22 protein-coding genes and 1 pseudogene are annotated in these 23,998 nt (G+C 36.7%); 15 read left to right on the forward strand and 8 right to left on the reverse strand.

The genetic code is table 11. The annotated features are described in order from the left end of the window. Positions 1–3: 3 nt before the first annotated feature. From trpA to JFT95_RS04475, 6 genes are all read left to right on the forward strand, one after another. Positions 4–780, forward strand: a complete 777-nt coding sequence (gene trpA / locus JFT95_RS04450) for a tryptophan synthase subunit alpha (protein ID WP_201051562.1) — start codon at positions 4–6, stop codon at positions 778–780. A gap of 74 nt (positions 781–854) precedes the next feature. Continuing rightward, complete coding sequence (locus JFT95_RS04455; RefSeq protein ID WP_002086916.1) at positions 855–1,205, forward strand: DUF4029 domain-containing protein; 351 nt, start codon at positions 855–857, stop codon at positions 1,203–1,205. Positions 1,206–1,332: 127 nt separating this feature from the next. Beyond that, positions 1,333–2,832: an L-lactate permease gene (locus JFT95_RS04460; RefSeq protein ID WP_201051564.1), complete on the forward strand. Its 1,500-nt coding sequence runs from the start codon at positions 1,333–1,335 to the stop codon at positions 2,830–2,832. An 82-nt stretch (positions 2,833–2,914) separates the two neighbouring features. Further along, positions 2,915–3,607: a DUF2278 family protein gene (locus tag JFT95_RS04465; protein ID WP_201051566.1), complete on the forward strand. Its 693-nt coding sequence runs from the start codon at positions 2,915–2,917 to the stop codon at positions 3,605–3,607. A 159-nt stretch (positions 3,608–3,766) separates the two neighbouring features. Further along, on the forward strand, positions 3,767–4,306 hold the full coding sequence (locus tag JFT95_RS04470; RefSeq protein ID WP_002202739.1) for a sigma-70 family RNA polymerase sigma factor: 540 nt from the start codon (positions 3,767–3,769) through the stop codon (positions 4,304–4,306). Positions 4,307–4,310: 4 nt separating this feature from the next. Continuing rightward, positions 4,311–5,282, forward strand: a complete 972-nt coding sequence (locus JFT95_RS04475) for a DUF4179 domain-containing protein (protein WP_201051568.1) — start codon at positions 4,311–4,313, stop codon at positions 5,280–5,282. Positions 5,283–5,327: 45 nt separating this feature from the next. On the opposite strand, the gene JFT95_RS04480 is transcribed toward JFT95_RS04475, so the two are convergent. After that, a complete protein-coding gene (locus JFT95_RS04480; protein WP_201051571.1) occupies positions 5,328–6,161 on the reverse strand; it encodes a hypothetical protein in 834 nt (277 codons plus the stop codon). A gap of 200 nt (positions 6,162–6,361) precedes the next feature. Between JFT95_RS04480 and JFT95_RS04485 the strand changes: the two are divergent. Together JFT95_RS04485 and JFT95_RS04490 are read left to right on the forward strand one after the other, a co-directional pair. Next, a pseudogene (locus JFT95_RS04485) lies at positions 6,362–7,142 on the forward strand (zinc ribbon domain-containing protein). Between the two features lie 19 nt (positions 7,143–7,161). Continuing rightward, on the forward strand, positions 7,162–8,397 hold the full coding sequence (locus tag JFT95_RS04490; RefSeq protein WP_201051573.1) for a TcaA 3rd/4th domain-containing protein: 1,236 nt from the start codon (positions 7,162–7,164) through the stop codon (positions 8,395–8,397). A gap of 43 nt (positions 8,398–8,440) precedes the next feature. On the opposite strand, the gene JFT95_RS04495 is transcribed toward JFT95_RS04490, so the two are convergent. After that, positions 8,441–8,863, reverse strand: coding sequence for a hypothetical protein (locus tag JFT95_RS04495; RefSeq protein WP_201051574.1), 423 nt, complete (start codon positions 8,861–8,863; stop codon positions 8,441–8,443). Positions 8,864–9,062: 199 nt separating this feature from the next. Here JFT95_RS04495 and JFT95_RS04500 point away from each other — a divergent pair, with 199 nt between their 5' ends. Continuing rightward, positions 9,063–10,397: a CoA-disulfide reductase gene (locus JFT95_RS04500; RefSeq protein WP_201051576.1), complete on the forward strand. Its 1,335-nt coding sequence runs from the start codon at positions 9,063–9,065 to the stop codon at positions 10,395–10,397. A 159-nt stretch (positions 10,398–10,556) separates the two neighbouring features. After that, positions 10,557–10,967 carry a DUF3908 family protein gene (locus JFT95_RS04505; protein WP_201051578.1) on the forward strand — a complete coding sequence of 137 codons (411 nt, stop codon included), beginning with the start codon at positions 10,557–10,559 and terminating at the stop codon, positions 10,965–10,967. Positions 10,968–10,998: 31 nt separating this feature from the next. On the opposite strand, the gene JFT95_RS04510 is transcribed toward JFT95_RS04505, so the two are convergent. The 6 genes from JFT95_RS04510 to odhA form a co-directional block, all read right to left on the reverse strand. After that, positions 10,999–11,589, reverse strand: a complete 591-nt coding sequence (locus tag JFT95_RS04510; protein WP_201051580.1) for a class I SAM-dependent methyltransferase — start codon at positions 11,587–11,589, stop codon at positions 10,999–11,001. Positions 11,590–11,681: 92 nt separating this feature from the next. After that, a complete protein-coding gene (locus tag JFT95_RS04515; RefSeq protein WP_201051587.1) occupies positions 11,682–13,244 on the reverse strand; it encodes a SagB family peptide dehydrogenase in 1,563 nt (520 codons plus the stop codon). Between the two features lie 22 nt (positions 13,245–13,266). Then, positions 13,267–15,216: a TOMM precursor leader peptide-binding protein gene (locus JFT95_RS04520; RefSeq protein ID WP_201051589.1), complete on the reverse strand. Its 1,950-nt coding sequence runs from the start codon at positions 15,214–15,216 to the stop codon at positions 13,267–13,269. Beyond that, entirely contained in the window at positions 15,213–17,132 is a 1,920-nt protein-coding gene (locus JFT95_RS04525; RefSeq protein ID WP_201051590.1) for a putative thiazole-containing bacteriocin maturation protein, read from the reverse strand. Before JFT95_RS04525 ends, JFT95_RS04520 begins: the two co-directional genes overlap by 4 nt. A 125-nt stretch (positions 17,133–17,257) precedes the next feature. Continuing rightward, the gene (gene odhB / locus JFT95_RS04530; RefSeq protein WP_002168867.1) at positions 17,258–18,514 is read right to left on the reverse strand and encodes a 2-oxoglutarate dehydrogenase complex dihydrolipoyllysine-residue succinyltransferase; all 1,257 of its coding nucleotides are present in this window, start codon (positions 18,512–18,514) and stop codon (positions 17,258–17,260) included. Positions 18,515–18,643: 129 nt separating this feature from the next. Next, positions 18,644–21,511, reverse strand: coding sequence for a 2-oxoglutarate dehydrogenase E1 component (odhA, locus tag JFT95_RS04535; protein WP_201051592.1), 2,868 nt, complete (start codon positions 21,509–21,511; stop codon positions 18,644–18,646). Between the two features lie 826 nt (positions 21,512–22,337). On the opposite strand from odhA, the gene JFT95_RS04540 reads away from it, so the two are divergent. The 5 genes from JFT95_RS04540 (at position 22,338) to JFT95_RS04560 (ending at position 23,919) form a co-directional block, all read left to right on the forward strand. Beyond that, a complete protein-coding gene (locus JFT95_RS04540) occupies positions 22,338–22,553 on the forward strand; it encodes a helix-turn-helix transcriptional regulator (RefSeq protein WP_002140896.1) in 216 nt (71 codons plus the stop codon). Continuing rightward, positions 22,550–22,927: a hypothetical protein gene (locus JFT95_RS04545; protein WP_002117153.1), complete on the forward strand. Its 378-nt coding sequence runs from the start codon at positions 22,550–22,552 to the stop codon at positions 22,925–22,927. Before JFT95_RS04540 ends, JFT95_RS04545 begins: the two co-directional genes overlap by 4 nt. A gap of 28 nt (positions 22,928–22,955) precedes the next feature. Then, entirely contained in the window at positions 22,956–23,138 is a 183-nt protein-coding gene (locus tag JFT95_RS04550; RefSeq protein WP_002086895.1) for a DUF3976 domain-containing protein, read from the forward strand. A gap of 147 nt (positions 23,139–23,285) precedes the next feature. Next, a complete protein-coding gene (locus JFT95_RS04555; protein ID WP_307838411.1) occupies positions 23,286–23,633 on the forward strand; it encodes a hypothetical protein in 348 nt (115 codons plus the stop codon). A 16-nt stretch (positions 23,634–23,649) separates the two neighbouring features. Beyond that, entirely contained in the window at positions 23,650–23,919 is a 270-nt protein-coding gene (locus JFT95_RS04560; RefSeq protein ID WP_201051594.1) for a hypothetical protein, read from the forward strand. The last annotated feature ends 79 nt before the right edge of the window (positions 23,920–23,998 follow it).

Genomic DNA, 23,998 nt, shown 5'->3' on the forward strand with positions numbered 1-23,998 from the left:
AAAATGGGAGTAGAAAAAATTATAGAAGCGTTTGAAAATGGCAAGAAAGCATTTATTCCGTATGTAATGGGCGGAGATGGTGGACTTGAAAAGTTAAAAGAAAGAATTCGTTTTCTTGATGAAGCAGGAGCAAGCATCGTTGAAATCGGTATTCCGTTCTCAGATCCAGTCGCAGACGGTCCAACTATTCAAAGGGCAGGAAAAAGAGCATTAGATAGCGGTGTAACATTGAAAGGTATTTTTCAAGCATTAATAGAGGTGAGGCAAGAAGTTCAAATTCCATTTGTACTTATGACATATTTAAATCCAGTACTCGCATTCGGAAAGGAACGTTTCATTGAGAGCTGTCTTGAAGCAGGGGTGGACGGTATTATCGTTCCAGACTTACCGTATGAAGAACAAGACATTATTGCACCGCTCCTTCGCGTGGCGAATATCGCTTTAATTCCACTCGTTACCGTAACGAGCCCTATTGAACGAATCGAAAAAATCACGAGTGAATCACAAGGATTCGTCTACGCCGTTACAGTAGCGGGCGTAACGGGAGTACGTCAAAACTTTAAAGATGAGATTCGTAGTTACTTAGAAAAAGTAAAAGAACACGTCCACTTACCAGTAGTCGCAGGATTCGGTATTTCAACACGAGAACAAATTGAAGAAATGATTACAATATGTGACGGCGTTGTCGTTGGAAGTAAAGTCATTGAGCTGTTAGAAAATGAAAAGCGAGAAGAAATTTGTGAGTTAATACATGCAGTAAAAGAAACAGAAGAGGCTTAAGTCTCTTCTGTTTCTTTTGTGTAATAAATGTTAAAATATACAGAAAATACTTATAACTTAGAGGGTGAGAAGGCATGCTAAGACGTAAACTATTATATCTTCTTTTAACTGTACCATTATACGCTTGGCTCATTAGCATGACGAAAATAGAGTTGATGGCTCTGTTTTTAGGATATGTATTCATCTTTTCCCAATTAAATCGAATACAAGAGCAATCTATTTTAGAAGTATGTATATTTTCGGTTAGTATAGAACTATTTAGTATCGTTTCGATTGTATTATTAAGTGAATTATTCCAATGGATCCATTCATTTGAATTAATAAAACTTGGGAATATTGTATTGCAAGTAATATGTGCTTATATTGTGTTTGTTGTACTAGAAAAAATGATTGGACAGCAGACGGTTTTTCAGGATAAAAGATAAAATATTAGTTATTCAAAAAAGGAGCCAAGCGGCTCCTTTTTTAAATCTGTTATAAAGATAATTGAAAATCATAACATCTGTTATATAATAGTTAAAAATTGCAATTTTTACGAAAAGAGATGATAGCATGGCCATATTGTTGGCACTTATCCCGATTATGATGATTTTTATTTGTTTGTTTTTGTTTAAACAAACGTCATTAAGAGCCTCATTAATCTCTTATGCCGTTTCTGTTGGAATCGTTTTACTTTCGCCAACGTTTCAATTAGGGATAAGTGAAACTGTACACGCAACAATTAAAGGGTGGTTAATTTGTTTTATTGTCGGATACGTTTTATTTTCCGGTATTTTTTTATTTCACCTCATGAACAAAATGGGATGCATCGATCAAGTAGCGCGTTTTCTAGAAGAAATTACGCACGATCGCTTACTACAAATGCTTCTTATGTGTTTTGGTATTTGTCCACTTATTGAATCAGTGAGTGGATTCGGAATTGGTTTTATGGTCGCAGCACCTATTTTTCTTTCGCTCGGTTATAAACCGTTTCAAGCTGTGTTACTATCGTTTATCGGTTTACTTGCAAGTTCATGGGGCGCGATGGCAACGGGTACGATTATCGGTTCTCAGCTTATTAACATGCCGCTCACAACTCTTGGTACAAATACAGCATTATTAAGCATCCCGATTTTCGCATACTTTATCATCCTTTCTTTATACGTTGTCGGTGGCTGGCAGGCAGTTATAGAAAAGTGTAAGGAAGGAGTAGGATTCTTTCTATTATTTTCTCTCGGAATCTATCTTTCTAACGCATACGTAAGTGTTGAACTTGCAGGGATATTAAGTTCTATCGTTACCATTGCATTTGGCTTTCTAATCATTAAATTAAAAGGCAAAAGTGAGCAAAACTTTATAACAGAACATGCGGCGACTGCAGAGAGAGAAGTATCTATTATAAAAATTATTAGCCCTTATATCTTTTTAACAGTTTGTATTTTACTTTCCCGCCTCGTTCCAGTATTACATGATTTTCTTAGGTCATATGCAGTTCTCGATTTAAAATCATATTCTTACAAACTAGAGCTACTATATTCACCAGGATTTTGGCTCGCTATGACTTGTTTATTTACAATTATTTTCTTCCGCATTCCATCAAATATTATTAAACAATCACTCTCACAAACGATAAAACAATGGATTCCTTTCGCTATTACAACGACGATGTTCATCGCCATTTCAGAACTAATGGGTGCATCTGGTATGCATTCATTACTCGCAAAAACAGCTGGTGAAACATTTGGGACATTTTTCGTTTTCGTTGCTCCTTTCATAGGCGGAATTGGCGGCTTTTTAACAGGTAGTAACGCAGGATCAAATGCGATGTTTATAAAACTACAAATGCAAACAGCGCAAAACGTAGCGCTCCCGTGGCAATATGTCACAACACTCCAAAACACCGCATCATCAGTAGCGACAATCGCTTGTCCATCACGAATTACACTAGGCGCGTATTTATGTAATATCCCTTATCGTGAAAATGAACTATTAAAGAAGACGACGTTAATGATCTTTGGTGCGGTGTTGCTTGTAGTGGTAGAGGTTATTGTTTGGTATATGTTGAGAAAATAAGAAATCCTCCTGGGAAAGGAGGATTTTCTTTTTATATGGATAATGCCTAAAGTATGAAAAGCTTCTACTAAATGAATAGGAGATGAAATGTATGCCCCTAAAAAACTACGGCGTGTTAAAAGGTACAGTTATACAGTCAAAGATTGGAAAAGGGAACACACCTCATTATCAAGTTCATTTACAAGGCGAAGCAGAAGTAGATTATCGTATTGCAATTAACGTAAAGTCGCAAAGTTATCCGTCAGAAGTTTTATATTTTGCAAGCGAACATATTGATTCAGAAGCTATTCACATTTTATCAACATTACCGTTTGGGTTTACAGAAGTGAAAAACAATGAGCCGAAAGTAGCTTTAGATTATGTAAGAGGTAATTTATTTGATTCAAAGCAAATGATTCCTTTACCTGCTGAAAAATCGGGATCTGATAATGATTTAAATGAGAAAATAGAACATTATATAAAAAGAGCAATAGATGAGAAAGCAATTATTTATGCGTTTGGTGAAAGGTGGGGACCAGAAGAAAAGGTTCCGGATTCGTATTTCCACTTTACACCTGGAAACGGTATACACGATATTCATATGAATCAAGGGAATGTAGAGAAATGGCAAGGTGATGATGGCAAATGGCAAGACGGTGGGATATTGATTCACTTTGAGAAGAAGGAAGAGTGGATTGGTATTTTTCTTGCCTTTCAGTCACAGTCATGGTGTACCGATGAAGAAGGGCACGCTCGTGTTCCGGTTGAGCATTGTGATTATAAGAGAAATAACTGATGAGAAGAGCTAGTTCAAAATGGACTAGCTCTTCTCATTGTATACAAGATATATAGTGATGAAATTATGTTTGTAATATTAAAAAATGGTGATAGGGTTATTGATTTTTATTCGTATTAGAAAGTAGGTACCCAATTAGCAGGACAAGGAGGTCTACCTTTGAAGATAACGGAAGAAAATGTTGTGCAACAAATTAAAAAGCGTAATGAGAAAAGCGTTACGTTTATTATTCAAACATACGGCGGTTTACTAAGCGTGATTATTAAAAGATATGTACAGAGTAATCAGCAAGATTATGAAGAATGCTTAGATGATGTATTATTAGCCATTTGGTTTCATATCGATTCATTTGATTCAAGTAAAAATACGTTTAAACAATGGATAGCAGCCATTGCTAAATATCGGGCAATTGATTATCAGCGGAAAAATGCGAGAAATCAGCAACAAACTGTCTGTACAGAGATTAATGATCGCCTGTATCAAGAACAAAGAAAACAAAATGACTTCTTAGACGTACAGGAATTGCTTAGTGAGTTGTCAGCAACAGAGCGGAACATTTTTGAAAAGTATTATTTAGAAGGTGTACCGTCTCGTGAAATTGCTTCCCATCTTAACGTGAAAGAATCATGGATTCATAACAAACTGTCACGCGGACGAAAAAAGCTCAAACAGATTTTTATTTTTAAAAATGGAGTGTGAGGGCATGTCTATTTATAAAGAGTTAAATGATATTCAGCTAGATATCACAGAGTTTGAGGAGACTCCCTTAACCAAAATAGAGGAAAAGCAGTGGGAAAAACGTGTGAAAAATAAGCTACGCAAAAATAAAAAAACAAAAAAATGGTTCGGGGTCGCAGCAGCTTGCATGTTAATTGTCAGTATTACAGTGCCACTTGGACAAACATCTTTAGCAAATATGCCATTTATTGCGGGATTGATTGAAAAATATATTGATAAACAGCAACCACTTGACTATTCTCCCTATAAAACGGCTATTGGGAAAACTGCTGAAAATAAATACGGTAAACTGACGTTAAATGAGGTATTAGTGGATGACAATAAATTATTCATCAGTTCAACATTTGAGCCAGCGAAGGGTGTGAAATTTGATTATCAAACATATTTAATTCCACAGGTACGAATAAATGGGCGTGACTTTTCTAATACAAAGGATGCACAATCAATTGAAGTAAATGATTCTATGTTTACAATTTACGGTGGTATCGAGTTAAGTGAAATGCCACAAACTGATGAACTTCAAATCGAAATTACTTATGATACATTCAACAGAGATACTGTAATTGAGCAACCATGGATATTTGCTATTGAAGTATCACAAGCTCAGTTGATGAAAGAGAAGCGGACGTTTGATTTAAATGAAACAATTGCTTTATACGATGGCAATAAAGTAACTGTTAACAAAGTAGTTTCTACGCCGATTTCCACAACGATTTATTATGATGTGCCACAAAGTACAAATGAAGATATTTATTTTAAAATCGAATCAGAATCTGGGGAAGCACATACATTTAAAGAGGCGGTTATATCGAATGAAGATGGCGGTATTTCTTTTAGTAGATTTGATGGAATAAATGTAGCGGTGGGAAAATATTCACTTGTACCGTATTCGGGGAAAGAAAACAAAAAAATTGGACCACCTATTCCGATTCAATAACTTATTAAAGCTGATAAATAATTATTTAAGGAGAGAAGAGGACGTTCACAATGAACGCCCTCTTCTCATTTTATAAAACCCAAAACTAACAAGTGTAGAAATACAAGAGAAAAGAAGCGCTACACTAGAAAATGCAATGAGATACATATTATACTTCATCATTTTACCGATTAGTTGGTTACTATCGTACTGAAACAGTCCCGCTATTATATTGAATAAAAATAATAAGATAAACATGACGATGACGCCGTCTATTGATCCTTTAATGTCTGGTTTACTTAAAGCGATATGTGCGGAAATACAAATAGCGATAAATAAAAATAACCAAAATGAAGGAGTCAATAAATTGCTCATTGTAAATAGACTTTTTAATAAAAAGAATGTTGATAAAAACATGTTTTGGATCATGTCTAAGTTAATAGAAGTCGATGCAACAGTTGTTTCGAGATTCGTATTAAATAAAGAATATGACGCTGGTACGAAATAGCGCATTAAAAGTATTAAGGCAGTAATACCAGAAATAATAGGACCGATGCCGATAAAGAAATTACCGATTCGTTGGTATATACTTTTTTGATTGTATTGATGTTGTACGTAACCTAAAGCTCCCTGACTTGTATCTGTTGGGAAAAACTGCGTTGCTACAATTTTATGACGAAATAATAGACACATAATTGCATGTCCAAGCTCATGAACGGGAACACCAATCCACGCGGTTAAAAGAAAGCCTTTCCTACCAAAAGCTCTCGACCAATACGTTCGTGTGAGAGATTCTAAATAACCTAATATAAATCCAATTACAATGATGACACCAATTAAAGAAAATAATTGGATCACACTTGTAAGGAGTGTTTGAAAAATCGAGTTTACAAATTCCACTGTCTTCATCCAATCTGTTTAAAGTTTCACTTTATTTGCTCTGTTTCATAATAACATTATTTTTCTATATTACTAGCACACATAGTTTCGTTTAAAAGAAGGATTTCATATTCTTTTTCTTGTAGTCATGTTTTATGTACAAAGTCATATATTAAATTTGTAACACCCTATAAGGTATATGCTTAAGGAGGGATGAGAGAATGAAATGTCCGGCATGTAATACTGAAAATGCAGCGGAAGCAAGGTTTTGCGGAAATTGTGGACATTCGTTAACGGAAGAAGTGGTAGCGAGTGGTGGGCAGGAAGAAGGGCAGCTATCGCGCCCGGCACGAGTAAAGGAAACTCGTCCGAATGAAACGGTAGAGCAAGTGAAACAATTTGCAAGTGGCTATTTTCAGTTCTTTAAAAATGCTTTTAAATCACCATCGGCCATTATGGAAAGTGGAAATATTGAAGTGCGAAATGGAATTGTAAGTCTTGTGCTTATTTGCTTTTTAGGAGCATGTATTTTTTATAGAATGATGAGCGCAGCGGCGACTGTTACAAGGACATTAGTGCCAGATATAGCTACTCCTACTTTCTTTGGAGAATCTGTAATGGTCTTTTTCTTTTTATTAATTTTAACTTTATTTGTTGGATTTATTATTTTTGTAAGTGGTAAGATGATGAAATCATCTTTTTCTTTTCTTGAAGCATTCGGTATATGGGGGACGATAGCGACGCCAGCTATTGCTATACTAGTTCTTTCTTTTCTATTTAGTTTCCTATTGATCTTTTTTACCAATCTTATTAGGGCTGGCTACAACGTATATGGGAATTAGTATAATTGTAGCTATATTAAAACTAGACAACGGCGGAGTAGATCCTGTTTACACACTTATTATCGCAAATGTTTTAATCGGAATTGCAACGTTTATCGTGTTTTGGTCTTACATTAAAACGATAATCCAAACCTTTATCGGGGGATTAACAGGCTTCTAACGAAAAGGTGGTTGAATGGATGAATGTATGTACAAAATGCGGAGCTCAGTATGAAGATGGAGTGCAATTTTGCCAAAACTGCCGGATGAAGAGGGAAAGTCTTGTAGTAAAGAAGAAAATGAGCGGCGGTACAAAAGTTGGCATTACACTCTTAACATTACTTGTTATAGTAATCGTTGGATTGTATTTGTATGGATCATCGTATTATAAGCAGACGGCACAAGTAGACCGAATGATTACTATTTTACAAGAGAGGGACGGGGAGAAATTAGCTGAAATCATCACGGCAGATGATCCAGCCGTTATTGTAACGAGAGAGAGTTTAACGCCTCTATTTTCATATATAAAAGAAAATCCATCTTACGTGAATGAATTGAAAGAATATTTGAGGCAAGGTGAAAAACAAGGGGATGGAATAGAAAGAGCAGATTTTTCTTTAACGAAAGATGGGAAACATTTCTTTTTATTTGATCGGTATAAATTGAAAGCGAAGACGTATTATACGACTCTGCTTACAAATGAAAAAGGTACATCTTTAAAATTGAACGGAAAAGAAATTGATAAGACAAATGACAAAAAGTTTGAGAAGCAATATGGACCGTTTCTTCCTGGAACTCAAGTATTTCAATCTGAATATAAAAATGACTATGTAAAACTATCACGTGAGGAAAAGGTTGTACTTATGAAACAAGGTCAAAATAATGTAACGGTAGATTTAACGTTGCAAGGGCAATATATTACAGTTCAAACGAATGAATCTGGTGCGACATTGTACGTGAATCAAAAGCCAGTTACTGCGTTGACTGGAGAAGAAATTACGTGGGGACCGATAGCGACTGATGGAAGTGCGGCGATTTATTTAGAACGAAATGGAGAAAACGGAAGGGAAACGACAAAGGTAGAAACGGTAACGGCACTTTCGGCTTATAATCTTCCATTTCAAAAGAAAAGTGTAGAAAAAACAGTTGTTTACAATGTTACTCCACCGCCTACGACTCGGTATGTATATAATGGTTTCATCTTCCCTGATAGTGATATTCGAAAATTAACGAGTACGGACTTAACATATTTATCGAAAGAACAATTGAAAATAGCAAGAAACGAAATATACGCAAGACATGGACATATGTTTCAAACGAAAGATATGCAAGCGTATTTTTCAAAACAGTCTTGGTATAGAGAAAATCCGTATTTTACAGGAAAGCTAACAGATATTGAAACTTATAATGTTGAATTGATCAAATCAAGAGAATAAACACGTGAAAAAGGTACAGTGCATAGCTGTACCTTTTCTATGGTTATTTAGCTGGACCAGGATCCCTTGAGAAAAAGATATGAAAGAGGAATGTGACTTTGCTTGCTCCTCCTGATGTACTTGCTTGCACATCAGATAATGCACTAGATGTTAAAACACCTTCAGAACGAGGGGGTACGACTATTTTGAGTGCATCATCTGATTCGGATGATATAGTAACCGTTATTGTATCCTCAGAAAAGTTCACAATTTTTACAGTACCAACTGGGAAGATGGATTTGCGAGCGTGTGAGGCAGAAGCAAAGCGAGTCGATTTCCAAATAGTTTGTGAGAAAGTGTCATTATCAGATAACCAAGCACGTGCACTGTATAAAGTCACACTAACGGTAAATTCCTGTTCAAGCGGGAGGGCGGGTCTCGGTTCTATCGGTTCCTCTGGAAGCTGGACGAGAAGGCCGGCGCACATGTATGTTTCACCTACTTTCAATAGTTGCTGTTATAGCATATTAAACATCTTGTTTATAAGACACGACGGATACCTATTCATGCATAGGTTTGTGCACCAAATTTGTAGATAGAATTCTATTTCTTTACAATGGAAGTAGGTGTTATTTCTATAAAATATGGAAATCGTAAAGAGTATGTAAAAAAGAAGGAGTGGTAAAATGAACTATGTCATTATTGGCGGAGATGCAGCAGGTATGAGTGCAGCAATGCAAATTGTTAGAAACGATGAAACTGCAAATGTTGTAACGTTAGAAAAAGGTGAAATCTATTCATACGCTCAGTGCGGATTACCGTATGTGATTAGTGGTGTTATTGCTTCTACTGAAAAGTTAATTGCACGCGATGTAAAGACGTTTCGTGATAAATATGGAATTGATGCGAAAGTACGTCATGAAGTAACGAAAGTAGATACGGAAAAGAAAATGGTGTACGCAGAGCATACGGAGACGAAAGATGTTTTTGAATTTCCGTATGACCGTTTATTAATTGCGACTGGAGTGCGTCCTGTTATGCCAGAATGGGAAGGGCGAGATTTGCAAGGCGTTCATCTTTTAAAAACAATTCCGGATGCTGAGCGCATATTAAAAACGCTAGAAACGAATAAAGTTGAGGATGTAACTATTATTGGCGGCGGTGCAATTGGACTAGAGATGGCAGAAACATTCGTCGAACTTGGTAAGAAAGTAAGAATGATTGAGCGAAACAATCATATTGGCACAATTTATGATGCCGATATGGCGGAATATATACATAAAGAAGCAGATAAACATAATATTGAAATTTTAACGAATGAAAATGTAAAAGCGTTTAAAGGAAAAGAAAGAGTAGAACAACTGGAGACGGATAAAGGGACGTATAAAACTGATCTCGTTTTAGTATCTGTCGGTGTACAGCCAAATACTGATTTTCTTGAAGGGACAAATATACGTAAAACTCATAAAGGTGCAATTGAAGTAAATGCTTATATGCAAACGAATGTACAAGACGTATACGCTGCTGGTGATTGTGCAACGCATTACCATGTTATAAAGGAAACTCATGATCATATCCCGCTCGGAACGACTGCGAATAAACAAGGGCGACTTGCCGGACTCAATATGGTTGATAAACGAAGAGCATTTAAAGGTACGTTAGGTACGGGCATTATTAAATTTATGAATCTGACGCTCGCAAGAACAGGCTTAAATGAAAAAGAAGCGAAAGGGCTAAACATCCCGTATAAGACGGTCAAAGTAGATTCAACAAATATGGCAGGCTATTACCCGAGTGCTTCGCCACTTCACTTGAAATTACTATATCACGCCGATACGAAACAATTATTAGGCGGTCAAGTAATTGGAGAAGAGGGCGTAGATAAACGTATTGATGTTATCGCGATGGCACTTTTCAATAAAATGAGTATTCACGATTTAGAAGATGTCGACTTAAGTTACGCACCACCATATAACAGCGTTTGGGATCCAATTCAACAAGCAGCAAGGAGAGCGGAATAGCACTTTTTTAAGTGCTATTTTTTTTGTGAAAGGGGAATAAATAAAGTTTCACTTTATTTCGAATATACCGTTCACCCTTGAAAACATAGTACGTATCGCTTATATTGTCATATAGTATTTATTTTTTAATAAAGCAATGAACGAACCAGGGGGCACAGTATGGCAATTAACATGAATATAATCGAAGAATGGATTGCTGAATCAAATGCAAGAAACGAAGAAGACTTAGGAAACGTTGTTGAAGAGATGAAAGAAGTATGTGTCGGACTTGATAACGCGACATTAATTTATACGAAAAACGTATTTTGTTTCGGTAAGAAAGTAGAAGTATTCTTCTTCTTCCAAGATCACGTCGTTATCGGAGAAGAGAAGGAAGAGTATATTGAGATTGAAAAATTAAAGTATGATGACATTACAAATAGCAACTTAAAAACAAATGACAAAAATACAACGTTAGAACTAAAGTTTTCTAACGGGAAAGCTATTAATTTAGATAGTCTAAATGATAACTACGGTACGAAAAACTGGTTATTTGCAAGACAAATTAAGAGTATTTTTAAAGTAATCTAGTAAAAAAGGCAGACCTTGAAAGGTCTGCTTTTTACTTATTTCCTATTAAATAAAGGCACCCTCTTTCTTCGTAACATTTCACGCTTGTAAATCCCGTCTCATAAAAAAGGTTTACTAATTCTTCGGTCGTCTTAAATTTATCCATATGATATTGGATTTTGAAAGTTTCAGCAACTAGTAAAAAGGATCCATTCGGTTTTAAGACGCGAAATACTTCTTTCATATCGTGTTCAAAATCGGGCCAAAAGTAGTGGGTTTGAAAAGCGGTAATGAGATCAAAGAAGTCCGGATGATATGGAATAGAGGAGATGCTTGCTTGATGAATAATTACTTTCGCTGCTTTGACATCCTTCATATTTGCTTTCTTTGAGTTTTCAACAGCTTGATTGGAGTAGTCGATCCCGTATATTTTCCCAAGCGGAGTTCGTTTTGAAAGAGTCTGTATGGTTTTACCACCCCCACAACCAATATCTAAAATAACTGCATTTTCACGTATATGTATTTTTTGTAAAGCCCAATTTGTTAGTCTCGTATGCGCAGCATTCATAATGCAAAGCATAGAGGAACCAATTGTCCCGTGAGGATTTTTCGCTTGCTCGATTAACCTTTGTAAAATACTCAATTCAAACTCTCCTTTTATATAAGAATATGTATTTATTTCGCTTTTAATAATTTAACTCCTTTAAAAAAAGCACGCCATTAATCGGCGTGCTTCTAATTATGCAAGGACCCTTTTAGCCAATTTCGCGCCCTGTAAGCCCCAACAGGAATTTGAATGAGGGACGTTTCATTTCCAGCATCAATCCCGTACAATTGATCGCATGAATTTGTATCAAAACTTAGTAACGGATGCCCACCCATTCCCATCGCGGTCGCTGCAAAAACGAGTTTATGAACGAGCATGCCAGCTTCCATTTGATGAATGCGATATCCTCTATAACCTAATTTATTTTTATAGTAATCTTTATTTCCGATTACATGTAGACAAAGTGGTACTTGAAAAAGGTTTACGTTATCCATCGTCATACTGGATTGCAGAGAATAACGAAGGTCTCCGTACCGAATTGGCTGTATGGAATGTGTCCTACTGTTATAAGCGTAAGCGCCGTTTTCTATGTCTTTTACGTTATAAAAACATCCATATAGTGAGACTCGTGCGTTTTCATTTAAATATTTGCCATCAAGGTCGTTGTAATAAGGGAAGGAGAGGCTCGCTGCTTGTAGTAAAGTGGCGAGCTCGGCTGCATCCCATTTCGTTAAAATGAAGTCAGAATCAGGTGAATATCGTTTTTTACAAAGTTGTAAAAAATCATATGATAAACGTTCCACTTTAGGTAGCTGCATAGCGTGTGCACTATATTGTTGTCGTTCTTCACAGGTAAATGTTTGGAAGTGTTCTGTTGATTCAATCATAGATGACGCGTTTATTTTTTTTATCATCGGATATTCATCTACATATTTTGAACGAACGAAATGCTCATGTGTTAACGGTGGGATTTGTTGCAACAAGTCATGTGAAGTAATAGTTTTATTTTCGTGATGATTATCGTGAAACCAAGTTGTATTCGATTCTGTACTTAGAGGAATAACTGCGTATACACTTTCTTCACCTTCTGACAGTCCAAGTAAATGATTCATTGCCCGATCTAGAAACTGAAAATATACACCATTTGTATAACCAAATTGTTTTGCGCATTCAAGTAATTGACCGATTAGAACACCGCTATCTAATCCTTGCAGACGATACGAAAAGTTATTGTATTTAAAGAAGTTTTTCCAAAACATAGTGGATACAAATGCAGCACCAAAACAAGAATGTAGGTTACAACGATTGCCGAGTGTTTCTGTAAGATAAGAATCGAAATTTCCTTCGCGAAGTAAGATAAGACGGTGATGCGCGGCGTCGTAATGGTAAATGCCGTCTGGATAATGATCAATTTTTAAATACATATATAATTCATTCGGATATAAAGCACCCCCAGAAGGGATGAATCTTCGAAATAGAGTCGTTGTTTTATTATTTTCTAGGTTAGTAGTAGGCTGACATAATTGTGTTAAACCAAATGAGTACCAAAGATAATGACCGATTTCCTCTAAGTTAGGTTTAGTAGAAGAATTCCGCAAAGTTAATGGGATTTCTAAAGAGAGAGGGATTACTGGTAAATTTCGATATAATTTATAAGGAAGTGGTGCGTCTTCCCAGTCAATCTCTTTATCGGACGACATAATTTCATTAATAGAAAAATGGAGATGATGTAAAAAAGTATCAGGTTGCATCAAATTTCCCCCTCACTATGAATTATGGAAACGGATGCGGATGTGGATTTAAACTTTCATTCGTTAAAGGCTCAGCCCAATATCCAAGTGTCATCGGTACGGTATACACTCTATCCAGTCCTGTAACCCGAGTGAGATGGTGACCGAACGTCATCGGTAACATGCCTGGAATAATTACTTTTACACAATGTAAGCCGTTCTTTTCTATAAGGGGGACCGTTTGATTTACAACAATTACTTCAAGTCCAGATTGATGTAACCTGTTTAAAAGTTGATGAAGATCAGATGTTAAATCCATATCAAATGATTGTAATGCATTCATTTCTTGGAACGTTTGCACTGGAGCATCATCACGTAAAAGGAAGTGAAGACGTTCTTCCGCTTCTTTCAATCCGTACAACATACTATGGTCTTCCATTTGCGAAACAAGATATGGATCTTGTAAACAGTTTTCATATTTCTCTCTTTTTTGTTCAAGCTCTTCATCTGTTATAAGTAACATGCCCGCTATTTCATGAATTGCATTTTTTACAGCCCGAATTGGTTCCATATGTGCGCCGCCAGCACAGACGAGATTCATACCATCTTGCCTTGTATTTTTCGCAATGACCCATATGCTCGGAATACCATGTTCCATCGTCGCGTTGAAAACGTATAATTCATATCCAGTAATTGTGCGTAAGCGTTCAATCATTAATTGCAATTCAGTATCATTGGCTGAACTAAGATCGAGACGGGGAAGAGGTAATTCGGCATACCAAGTGAGCAAAAAGGCGTCACGCTCTACAATTTCTAAAATGCCGTGAAAAATTGCTTCTTCTAAACTACCACCAATGGCACATCCATTTGATGTTTCATACACGAAAGCGTCTCTATGACCAAGGCTATAATAAGCGATTGATTCTGGAACTAGAAGGGGCCTGCTTTGTAATAAAGAATATCCCCATATCCAGTTTTGCTCATAATCAGGATCAAACGGCTTAAATGGAAAACTATCACGATTGTAATGTTCATTTGTATGCACACCAAGTGTGAGGGGATTCAGTGCAACATCTTCTAGCTCACGAAAACTGCCATGTACATTTGTTTTTTTTCCACGAGGCGACATACCGCAATAGCGTTCTAATCCTTCTAAAATAGCAGTTGCTTCACTAAGTGAAAATGAATGAGTCCGGCCTGCGACACCTTCATTTCCAAACAGTAACGGCATGTTTATAATGACATCAGCAAACGGTAATAAAGAATGTTGCATTTGGCCGTTTAAAATACCAGTCCGGTAATCTAAATAGTCTCTCGTTAAAAATGTGTTTAGCTCATGAATGGAACGACAGCGATACGTTTCAGTACTCGTTTTCAAACTTGGTTGTAAAGAAATTTGCGCTGCATCTGCTGTATCGTCAGGCAAATTGCTGCATACCGGACAGAGAGGGTCTGGAAGAAACGAATTCCGGGTACATTGTAACGTTTGTAAGTCCAGTAAAATGAGTTCGTTTTCTAAAGAAGAATATCCATGAGCTAATATTTTCTCTGTTTCAGCATGAATGAGCTGGCACATTTGTAGCATTCCATTTTGGGTGGCGCGTACATCACGCCTCGTCACGTTCTCTGCTTTTAATGCATATTTTCGTTGTAGTTCCCACATTTCTCTTTGATCAAAGCCAGCTATAAACCGGCGTCCATCAGCGCAGTGGGAACATCCAGTTGTAAGAGGCTTCACGTAAGGACCGATAATACCTTCACCAAACGAAGTAAACGCGCGAAGCCACGGAATATTATTTGAGCGAAAGATAAGCTCAGCATCATGATGTACGGAAGAAGGAGACCCGTCATGTAAAACTAGAGCAAGATGAATGTTTTCAGGAAGAGCTTCTGTAATTGTATGCTGGCGGATGAGTGAATATTGCTTACACAATTGCTCATGTACATAGTCTGTGAGTAGGCCATCTCCTATAAGTAGTATGTTTTGAGTCATTGGTCATCCTCCTTTGCAATTAATACTCCATATACACCGTCTAAGCTGTCTCTTAAAAATGACTCAATAGCTAAATCAAAAACGAATGGATACAAGTTGTTTTCCGCTAAATTTTGCAAAGCAACTTGTAAAGACTGTACGCCTGGAATTTCTTCCTCTTCTTGTATTGCTACTCTAACAGAATCCGTACTATATAAAACAATGGATGATTCCGGTAACATATTAGCTTTATAAGGAATCTCTTCATTTTGAATATGAAGGAGTGCCTGTTGCAGAGCATTTCTTAATGCGAGTGTTATATTAATATTTGCCGCACCATACCATCTATCATTAATACCGATCCAAACGACAGGAAAACCAAGTAACTCCTCACTCATTCCTACTTTAGGTATTTCATGAATTGTAGAGAGAGCATCGTAGTAAAACCTACAATGTTTATCATAAATTTCGGTTAAATCAAGCTCTGTAATCTCTTCTAGCATATGTGATTGGCGTTCATATAACTTATTATTTAAATGTTTTTGGAGTGCTCGGTATACACCTTCTGTCATCGTTTCCCCAGCACCAATACCGATATCAGTATGTTCGGGGATAAGACGATGAATCATTTCAGCTACATATGTTTCAACGCCTGTTAAGCCAGCTTCGCGGCGTGCTTCATTATGAGTTAATCCACCGCAAGTTATAGTAGGAAGGGGAGAGGTAGGTCCGTCTGATAATGGATTTGCAACTTGAATATTGCACTGTGATAAAGGCAATTGGTATAAATCTTGTTCATCCCACATGTGGAATATACCAGCTTCTTTAGAAGTTAACGTATCAAAAAAACGAAAAAGTTCAGTTGAAGTATATTGTCCGGAACGTTGGGCAAGGTTTTCTTGAAGATTTTGCACCGTATCAATTGTAAAGATTTCATCGGTTGCGAGAAGATGTTTTATGAAAGGGTGCCACTTTCCTTCAAGTGTCTCCAAGTTTAATAAAAAGAATTGAGGATTATGCTGCCTATGTGAATCTTCAGCGACATGTTTAAATAACTCAAAAACGATAACATTTGCTAACATTGCAGATGCAATTGGTGAGAAAAGTTCAGGTGGATTTTCACTTTGTAAAGTAGTTTCGTGTAGACGATGCCAAGCTGATTCCCAGCATTCTTCACGGTCTGCGGTTACGACGGGTCCAGCTAAACCAATTCTTGATAAGCAAATAGCTGGTATGAAATTTTTCTTAAACTCTCTACAAATAGTATGGATTGCTCTTAAACTTTCAATATCTCCATTTTGGGAAACGTATAAAATCCAGTCGAAAGGCTCGAATACTTCATGTAAAGGGCGATCAATTGTAATATCTATTTCTTGAATAAGTACATTGTCATCATTTGCATATGCACGTTCGCTTAGTTCGTGAATTCGATCGTAGTTTGTTTCAGCACGATCTGTAACAAGATAATGGAATGTAGGTAAACCAGATTCTAATAAAGAAGAAACTAGGGAAGTAAGCATATCGCCAGAACCAATTATAAGCACATTTGCTGCGCGGTACGTTTCGAATTTTAAAGCGCCTGAATGGGAATCAGCTTCTAAAAACTCAATTTGCGAAGCGTATCTGTCGAGTAATGCACTGTTTAATTCGTGGGGAGCATCTTGGCTTACATCACGAATGAAACCATTTTCATATAAAATCTCTCCAATTTCAAATACACGATTTTGATAGGGGAGAGGGAGACCATCGGTTATTTCTGTCAAAGAATGATTACCGTTAAACATAGGCATTAATTTCTCAATCCAGTCATAAATTCCATCACCATCCATACGGAATGAACTGGAGTTATTTCGAAAGTAAACACCCCCGTTTGAATCGGGGAGGAAGAAAGTATCCTTATTTGCTTTAAGTTTTGCATGAACTGGAAGGTTATTCATGTTTATCCCCCTTACGTTTTAGGCATACATTATTAGTCTATGTATTGTGATTTGTCCCGTATGAACATAATAAAAAAAGGCTGTAGAATGATTCATTCTACAGCCTTTAATAGATTAATAATCTATCAACCTTCTAATAATAATGATTTTGGATCTTCAAGCATATCTTTAACAGCAACAAGGAAGCTAACTGCTTCTTTACCATCAACAATACGGTGATCGTAAGATAGTGCAAGGTACATCATTGGACGGTTTTCCATACGCTCTGCATCAATTGCAACTGGACGTACTTGGATTTTATGCATCCCTAGAATACCTACTTGTGGACTATTTAGGATTGGTGTCGACATTAGAGAACCGAACACGCCACCATTTGTAATCGTAAATGTACCACCTTGTAGCTCTTTTAATGAAAGTTTATTATCGCGTGCTTTCAGACCTAAATTACGAATCTCGCTTTCAATTTCAGCGAAGTTCAATTGGTTAGCATCGCGTACAACTGGAACAACTAATCCATCTGGAGCTGCTACTGCAATACCGATATCATAGAATTTTTTAATGATAAGCTCATCGCCTTGAATTTCAGCATTTAATAATGGGAACTGTTTTAATGCTGCAACAACTGCTTTTGTGAAGAATGACATAAAGCCAAGACGTACATCATGTTTTTTCTCGAAAGCATCTTTGCGTTCTTTACGTAATTCCATGATTGCACTCATATCAACTTCGTTAAATGTAGTTAACATTGCAGATGTTTGTTGAACTTCTACAAGACGTTTTGCAATTGTTTGACGGCGGCGGGACATTTTCACACGCTCAACTGGTTTTTCAAATTCAGTTTTTGCAACTGGAGCCGGACTTTGTTTTGGAGCAGCTGGTGCTTCTTTTGGCGCTGCAGCGTGAGCTTGTACATCATGTGGTCTCACACGTCCAAGTGGATCTGTGCTACGTACTTCGTTTAAATCGATTCCTAATTCACGAGCCATTTTGCGAGCAGCTGGTGATGCGATAGGACGATTTGTATTTGGTAAACCTTGCAACGCTTTATTTTGTTCAGCACTTGGAGCTGCTGCTTTCGGTGCTTCAGTAGTTTCTTGTTTTGGTTGCTCATTAGCCGGAGCAGGTGTGCTTACTTCAACCGCTGCGCCGTTTGCATCTAAAATTGCGATAGTAGCACCAACTTCAACTGTATCTCCAGGTTCGCCTAGTAACTTCGATACAATACCTGAATCCTCTGCAATGATTTCTACATTGACTTTGTCAGTCTCAAGCTCAACAACGCTGCCACCTTTCTCAACTTTGTCGCCTACGTTGATAAGCCATTGTGAAATAGTTCCTTCTGAAATAGATTCTGCAAGCTCAGGTACTTTAATTTCGATCATTTTAAATGTCCTCCCCTTATTTGCCTAACGGTGTGTTTTATCTTCTTTAATCTTCGGTAATCTCCATTTGTTAGCTTGGCTGTGGCAGACTATCTGCCACAGCCAAGCCTGAAAAACTCATTGTTACTTTCAGTTGCTGAAAACTTCAATTTCTTGTTTATCTTGACGGAAGTTGTACTTCACATCTAAAGCGTGTGCAACGATTAATTCTTGCTCAGCTTTGTGAGCGAATGGATCGCCACCAGATGGACTAGAACGATCCGGGCGTCCAATGTAACCTGTTTTCACTTTATCCCCAGCTAGTTCGAACAGAATTGGAGCCATGTAATGCCATGCGCCCATATTACGAGGTTCTTCTTGAACCCAAATGATTTCTTCTAAGTTTTTAAAGCGTTTAATAATAGATTGAACTTTTTCAGCAGGGAATGGGTACAACTGCTCGATACGAACCATATGAACTTCATCTAGGCTGTACTCATGCTTACCACTTTCGATTTCTGCTGCTAAGTCAATTGCCATTTTACCTGTACTTAAAACAAGACGTTTTACTTTGTTTGGTTTCGCACCAAGGTTTTCTTGTTCTAAAGCAGGTTGGAAACGTCCTTCGCTTAACTGACTAGCAGTTGAAAGCGTAAGTGGATGACGTAATAAACTCTTTGGCGTCATAAGCACTAACGGTCGAACAGCTTCTGTTCCTAAGATAGATGCTTGACGGCGCAAGATATGGAAGTATTGTGCCGCGCTCGTTAAGTTTGCAACTGTCCAGTTGTTCTCAGCAGCTAATTGTAAGAAACGCTCTGGACGTGCACTAGAGTGTTCTGGCCCTTGACCTTCATAACCGTGTGGTAATAGAAGAACTAAACCAGATTTTTGACCCCATTTTGCTCTTCCTGCTGAAACATATTGATCAAATAATGCTTGCGCAGTATTTGAGAAGTCACCGTATTGAGCTTCCCACATCACAAGAGTTTCTGGAGCAAATACGTTGTAACCATATTCGTAACCAACAACAGCAGCTTCTGATAACGGACTGTTATGAACAGAGAATGATGCGTTAATGTTCGGTAAACGGTGTAATGGTGAATATGTTTCGTTTGTATCAGTATCGTGTAATACGATATGACGGTGCGCGAATGTACCACGCTGTGAATCTTGACCAGTTAAACGAATTGGCGTACCTTCTTGCAAAATAGAAGCGAATGCTAACGATTCAGCAAGTGCCCATTCAATTTTACCGTTCTCTTCAAGAGCATCTTTACGGCGCTCAAGAATTTTCTTCACTTTTGGATATACGTTAAAGCCTTCAGGCCAAGATAATAGTCCTTCATTAATTGCACGAAGTGATTCAATTGAAACACCAGTGTCAATCGGCTGGATTCCTTTTGCAACAACCTCTGGAACTTTAACGTGAATTGTTGCAGCACTCGTATCAGCTGGTGGCACTTGTGCGTATTCAGCTTTTAATTCCTCTTGTATAAACTGAGTAATTGTTTCAACCTCATCTGCATTCAGAACGCCAGCAGATTGTAATTGATCTGCATAAATTGCTCTTACAGTTGGGTGATTTTTAATTTTTTTGTACACTTGTGGTTGCGTAACTGCTGGATCATCCATTTCGTTATGACCATATCGGCGGTAACCGATTAAATCGATTAAGAAGTCCTTTTTGAACAGCGTACGATATTGGATCGCAAGGTTTGCAGCAGCAAGACAAGCTTCCGGATCATCAGCATTCACGTGAACAATCGGAATATCGAAACCTTTTGCAAGGTCGCTTGAATATTTAGTAGAACGAGAATCATAGCTATCAGTCGTAAAGCCGACTGCATTATTTGCGATAACATGAATAGTTCCGCCAGTTTGGTATGCATTCAATCTACTTAAGTTGAGTGTCTCAGACACAACACCTTGACCAGGGAATGCAGCATCACCATGAACTAAAATTACGAATGATTTTGTAGTATCTTGTTCTGGAAGACCAGATTTTTTACGATTCTCTTGAGCTGCACGTGCGAAACCTTCAACAACAGGGTTAACGAACTCAAGATGACTCGGATTATTTGCTAATGTAACACGAGTGCTAACTTCTTCATTACCAACGACTTGTTCTCTACCTAAATGGTATTTCACGTCGCCAGTCCAGCCAGCATTTGCCACTGCACCTTCTATTTTTGCATGTTTGAATTCTGCAAACATGTGATTATATGGCTTTTCTAATACGTGAGCGAGTACGCTTAGACGACCACGGTGAGCCATACCAATCATGACATCTTCAACGCCGCCTTTAGCACCTTCTGAAACAATTTCATCTAGTACAGGTACAAGCATATCAACGCCCTCTATTGAGAAACGTTTTTGACCAACGAATGTTTTATGCAAGAATTGCTCGAAACCTTCAACAGCAGTTAAACGTTTTAAAAGAGCAGTTCGTTTTTTATTTGATAATGGTTGACGCAATGAATTTGATTCCACCATTTGATGCAACCACGCGCGTTCTTCACTATCTTGTATATGTGAGAATTCATAAGCTAAAGATTTTGTATAAACGTCTTTTAATCTATGAATTACATCAAATGCAGTGTGAATACCCTCTGGTGCATCTTGCCATACTGTTTTTGCTGGAATCGCTTTCAAGTCAGCATCGCTCAGTTCGTTCATTGTTTTCTCGATAAGAGATTGTCCGTTTGCAGCATCTTCCATCGGATTAATGTGAGCCAATGTATGCCCGAAAGAACGGATCTGTTCAACAAGTTGAACGACTTTAAGAATTTTTTCAATGTTCCCTGTGTTTTGAGGAGAAAAATGTGTTGCTGTGTTGTCCCCTGTTACGACATCATCTTGAAACGAAGGAGCTCCAAAAATTTCAAAAAGCTCTTGTAATTCCGGATCAACAGAACCTGCTCCAGTTACGTAAAGATCATACTGTTCAATAACATAACCAAGGTTCGGACCATGGAACTTGGCCCAAGGGTTTGTCGTTGTATTCTTCCTCGTCATTTGTTTAAACCTCCCAATGCATATAATCCTTTTTCCATACAAAAAGGTGCATTTTGCTCTTTTCAATAATTGATGAACCAATAATCAATGTAAATGTTTTTCTTTACTCTTATGTTATTACAATAATTTACATAATACCAAACACTATTACTTATCTGTTTTGTAAAAAAACATTCACAATAACTTATCACCCAAGTTAATCTTTCATGTTATAAAGTAATTTCACGGGAAAACGGGGTGGATATATTTGGTATACCTACATTAATACCTATAATTGTTGCATTTAAATATAAGTATAACTATCAGAATGTTTCGATAAAGTTTAGTTCGAATTATGTATATTGGAATAATAAGCGCTTTCATTGATATTATACAACAATATAACGGAATATAGTATAAAAAATAAAAAATTATGAATTTACCATAAACTTTATCTCGATAGTGTTAAATATCGAAAGGAAAATGAAGGATTTCTACAAAAAAAGTGGCTAAACATAAAAAATGCTTCATAAATCGTTAGTTTCTATAAATATGGCGAAAAACAACGTAAAAACAATAGCGCATTTCACCCGATAAAGAGCAGAATGAAACATTTTAAAAGGATAAAACAAATATGGAGATATTAAATTTTCATAAAAACGGAGAGGAGATATAGTAACGGCTATATACATTGTTCCATGTTTCATTTCAAAATAGACGTGCTGAATTTGAAAAAGTTTCTTCTATATAAATAGAATGAAAAATAGACGAAATGAATGTAAAGGAAACTTGACGTAAAGCTCCCTTTACATATATACTCGGTATAAGGAAGGAGGGAGAAATTTCCTTGGAAAATAAAATGGTTGAATACCGAAAAAAATTTGGACTATCTCAAGAAAAATTGGCTGAGAAACTTGGAGTTTCCAGACAAACCATCATTTCAATTGAAAAGGGAAAATATGATCCATCACTCCCGTTAGCATTTGAAATTGCAAAAGCATTTCAGACAACGATAGAACATGTATTTATTTATGAAGGAAAAGAAGAGGGGGAGAAAGGATGAATTATTCACAAAAGTACTTTGTAATTATGGGGATTATCTTTTTAATTATGAGCGGAACTATGATATTAGCAGGTATAATGACGCATTCTGCACCGCCAATTCCAACCTATACAGTACTTGCAATGATGATCATGTGTTTTTGCCTAAGCTACTTGCACCCGCAATTTAAAGAAAAAGATGAGCGAATGAAACTCATTCGTTATAAAGGAATGTTCTTCAGTTTTTTTGCACTAACGGCATACTATCTTCTTTTCTCTATTGGCTTAAACTTAAAAGTAATTACGCTATCTGCGGTTGAACTATTGAATATATTAATGGCACTTACGATGAGTACAGTTTTTATATCGTTTGTTGTTTTATCGAAAAGATATTAAGATGTAAAAGAGAAAGGAAGATTAACATATGCAAATGATGTATGCTTTTGGCATGGGGCTTGTATTATTTTTAGCGGTATTCTTATTTATTCGTAAAGACGTTCAAGGCGGGACGTTAACGAAAAGAGGATTTTATAAAATGATCGGCTGCTTAGTTGTTATGTTTATAGCGATTATCGTAATGATCGTTTTAATAAATCAGTCATTATAGAACTTAAAAACGGAACCTTACTTTTGTAAGGTTTTTCTTTTTGAAAATAAAACTAAAAATTTCCATAAAATCCATTTACTATATATAATGAATATTATATAATCCAATGAAATGATAGGTAAGGGGAATAGTATATGAAAAAAAGCTATCTTCTTTATAGGAGTATGTCTACTACTTATAGCTAGTATTACTTATATAATATGTAACAAACGAGAACAAGTGCCACCTATGTTAGTATGGGAGGACCAAGAATACTACGTTACGAATGAACCTGCCAAAGCAGAAGAAGTTGGGCGAAAATTTGGCGAAGCGACGAAGAAAATTGAACCAAGCAAAAAGCCTACTAAAGATAGTGAATCCAACATATTAGAAGAAAAAACAGAAGTATTTGAAATGATTTTCGAAGAAGAGGATGAAAGGCCGCTTATACTCGTAAAAGAGCCTCATAGTGAAGAATGTAGAGTAGTAAGGCGGATGTTAAAACAAGTACTATAATGAAAAGGAGACTCATATGCAGACAGTAACTTCATATCCATGGTCGTTAAGAAAAATATTTGTCTTTTTCCTTTGCTTTATTTTGCCTCCTATCGGTGCCATTTACATTTTGATGAATAGGGAGGCGCTACAAAAGATAGACTTCATTTTATATTTATTATTTGCTGCTATTAATATATCGCTTTGGTTATCATTGATGATTTTTGATAGGAGTATGTGGATTGTAGCGGGGCATGATGTGCTTGGGATGATTGTGATTATTTTTTCAGTTGTGTATAAGAAATAAATAGAAGGAAACCAACATTATTAAGAGGATTGTTTGTTTTCTTTGAATGGGCTGTCTATTTGAAGAGTGGTTGTCTAAT

It is taken from the genome of Bacillus sp. TH17 (assembly GCF_016651125.1).
Taxonomy (GTDB): Bacteria; Bacillota; Bacilli; order Bacillales; family Bacillaceae_G; genus Bacillus_A; species Bacillus_A mycoides.